The sequence below is a fragment of the Acidobacteriota bacterium genome (assembly GCA_020853395.1).
Lineage (GTDB): Bacteria > Acidobacteriota > Vicinamibacteria > Vicinamibacterales > SCN-69-37 > JADYYY01.
On the sequence record JADYYY010000014.1, the window covers coordinates 1 to 3,408 of the forward strand.

The 3,408-nt window shown below is 68.1% G+C and carries 2 protein-coding genes and 1 pseudogene; all 3 read right to left on the reverse strand.

What is annotated here, in order from left to right; all coding sequences use genetic code 11:
- Positions 1-2,257, reverse strand: a 2,257-nt coding sequence (locus IT184_13995) for a DUF3141 domain-containing protein (GenBank protein MCC7009915.1), incomplete at its 3' end; no start/stop codon positions are given.
- Between the two features lie 70 nt (positions 2,258-2,327).
- Positions 2,328-2,588, reverse strand: a pseudogene (locus tag IT184_14000) (heavy metal translocating P-type ATPase).
- Between the two features lie 151 nt (positions 2,589-2,739).
- On the reverse strand, positions 2,740-3,408 hold a 669-nt coding region (locus tag IT184_14005), incomplete at its 5' end, for a thiolase family protein (protein MCC7009916.1).

Sequence of the window (3,408 nt, forward strand, 5' to 3'; positions counted from 1 at the left end):
CCTTGCGTCTCCCGTCCGATCCGGCGACGGCGCCGGCGCTCGATGCGCGCGCCTCCTTCGGGCTGCGCGCCGCCGCCTCGAACAGCGCTTGCATCTGTTCGAGGCGCTGCCGTTCTTCCGGCGTCTGTTCCGCCGAAGCCGCCACCGCCTCTTCGACGATCGCGGCCACGTCCCGAATGTCGGCCGGATCGGCCTGTTCCAACAGCGCAGGGATCGCAGCCACTGCGGCATCTTCGTCAAGGTCCATGAGCAGCGCCTGCTGGCGAACCATCTGCTTATAGTCCGAAAGGGGAAGGATGCGGCAGCAATGGACCTCGCGGAACTTGCGGAGGATGTTGAACCCGCGCTCGTCGACCTCGCCGCGCGAGCGAGTGATGAAGCCGATCGCCCGCAGTCCGGCCTCGACCGCGCCGCCCTCGGCCAGGCTGGCGCGCAGCCTTTCGACTTCCCGTGCGACGTACTCCCGATGCTCGGGCGTCACCCCCGGATGGGGTCGGGGGGCGGCGCCGTCATCGGCGTTCAGCCCGGCGAGCGCCTGGATCCAGGGCGAGCCGTAGATCGCCTCGAAGGTCTTCTCGCAGGCGTCGTCGCGGATCATGCGCCACTGGTCGAGCGATCTCGCGACGGTCTCCGAGAACATCTCCTGCAGCTGCAGAAACGGATTGGCGGCGCTCGCCGGCGCGCGGTTCTCGCGCACTTTGTCGGCGCCCTTGGCGATCGGACCCGACAGCGGACTGGCGTCAGACATCAGCTCGTAGGACAGGCGCAACGGATGCAGCCGCTGCAGCGACTCCGCCCAGTGGGGGGTGACGGCTGCGCGCACCAGCGGCTGGAGGAACGTTCGGTACAGGCCCAGGTTCATCTCGGAGATGCGGGCCGCCGCCGCGAATCGCCGGTCCGACTCCGGATCCGGCGCGACGATCTTGCGCACCTCCTCGACCCCGCTCTTTTCGAACGCGAGCACGTAGTCCCCCACCACGAGGTCCGGGTTGAGGGTGTGCTCCGTCTTCGCGTCCAGCCTGGCGTGGTAGATGCCCGGCGGCAGCACGTCGATGTAGTCGATGTTCTCGCCGAACTCCTTGTGCTCTTTGCGTCCCACGCTTCCCGACACGAAGATGCCGAGGTGGCCGACGCTCTCGTGCAGGGCGTAGACGATGGTCTGGCCGTGCGCCTTTACGTCGGCGTCGTCGCGATAGAGGTCGATGATCCAGCCGAGCGCCTGGGGCGGCGGCGTGATGTTGTCGCCCATCGAGCAGAACACGACGATGGGCGAGCGGATGTTGCGCAGGTCCAGGCGGATGCCGTCGGAGGTGATCAGTTCCGCCGTCGCCAGGCGATTCCCGACGAACAGGTTGTCGACGAGCCACTGCATCTCGACGTCGCTCAGGAAGACGTACCCGCCCCAGTACTGCTCGAAGCCGAGATAGCGCTCGGCCTCCGTATCCACCTTGGCGTACAGGTCGTACTGCTTGGTCCACAGGGTATTGGCGGGATTGAGGTTCTCGAAGTTCGCGACCAGCCACGCGCCGTCGAAGCGGCCGGCGCCCAGGTCGCTGGTGAGCGCCGTCAGCCAGCTCCCGCCGAGCAACCCGCCGGCGTAGCGCATCGGGTTCTTGCCCCGCCAGCCGGCCCAGTACGAGAGCGGCGTGCCGGGCACGATGATCGGGCCGAAGAGCTCCGGCCGCATCGCGGCGGTCATCAGGACCTGCCAACCCGCCTGACAGTTGCCGATCACCACCGGCCTGCCCTCGCTCTCCGGGTGCAGAGCGATGACGCGCTCCAGGAATGCCGCTTCGGCGCGCATCACGTCCTCGACCGTTTGTCCCGGCACCGGGTCGGGCAGGAACCCGACGAAATAGCAGGGGTGGCCGGCGCGCAGGGCGACCCCGACCTCGCTGTCGGCCTTGAAGCCGCCGATGCCCGGCCCGTGTCCGGCCCGCGGATCGAGCACCACGAATGGCCGCTTGCGCGGATCGGTGGTCACGTCCTCGGAGAGCAGGATGCGGACCAGCCAGTAGTTGACCGGCCGCTCGAGATCGCGTCCCGACATGACCGGCTCGAAGGGGAAGTCGAGTACGTGCGGCACCGCCTCGCGGAGGTGCTCCTGGTACTGGTTGCCGCGCCGGCGCATCACGTCGGCGTACAGCGCGCCGCGCTGCCAGGCGTCGACGGCGTACTCCGTCGCGGCCTGCGCGAGGCGCCATCCGCCGAGCTCGAGAGGATTGAAATGGATGGGTTTCGTTTCGTCGGTGCTCATGTGTCGTCTATGCCTTCCTGGTTACTTGCACGCTGCGTGCCGTTGCCGAAAACGCGTCGCGTTGAGTCGTTCACAGCCGCACGCGCCGCAGGAGCTGCGCATTGACCGCCACGATGATCGTGCTCAGCGACATCAGCACCGCGCCGACCGCCGGAGTGAGCAGCACGCCCCACGGCGCGAGCACGCCCGCCGCGAGCGGGATCGCGACGATGTTGTAGCCCGCAGCCCACCACAGGTTCTGGACCATCTTGCGGTAGCTCGCGCGCGAGAGATTCACGATACGCGGCACGTCGCGCGGATCGCTGCGCACGAGCACGATGTCGCCGGCCTCGTGTTGCGGAACATCGACACGCTGTAGCCGGCGTGCTTGTCATGGGCGTCGCGCGCGTGTGCCCGCCCTCGTGCATGGGCGGCGCCGCTTCGGCATGCGTAGTGCGGGCGCCGTGCGGGCCGTGATCGGTCGTCGGTTTCTCACTCAGTCGTCACCGAACCGCTTCGAGCGCGAGTGCAACCCCTTGCCCCCCGCCTATGCAAAGCGTCACCAGGCCACGGCGGACGCCGTCGCGTCGCATCGAATGCAGAAGCCGGGTGGTCAGCACCGCCCCCGTGGCGCCGATCGGGTGTCCATGCGCTATTGCGCCGCCCTCGACGTTCACAACCTCCTCCGATAAACCGAGTTCCCTGGTGAGCGCGAGCGCGATCGCCGCGAACGCCTCGTTGATTTCCGCTCGCTCGATGTCTGCAAGTTGCCAACCGGCTCGCTGCAGCGCCTGACGTACGGCTGGCAAGGGGCCGAGTCCGAACATGCCCGGCTCGACGGCCCCGACGCCGTACGCCACAAGGCGTGCCATCGGCTCCAGACCGCGTTTCTCGGCCCACGCGGCGTTGGCAACGATCAGCGCGGCCGCACCGGCGTTCAGGCCCGGAGCGTTGCCCGCAGTGATGGTGCCGTCGTTGCGGAAGGCCGGCTTCAACTTCGCGAGCGACTCGAGCGTCATATCGGGGCGGTTGTGTTCGTCCCGCTCGAAAACGACGCGTCCCTTGCGCGTCGGGATTTCGACCGGCGCGATCTCCGCGTCGAACTTGCCCGCCGCCTGCGCGCCGCTGAATCGTGTTTGTGAACGCAGCGCCCAGCGATCCTGAGCCTCACG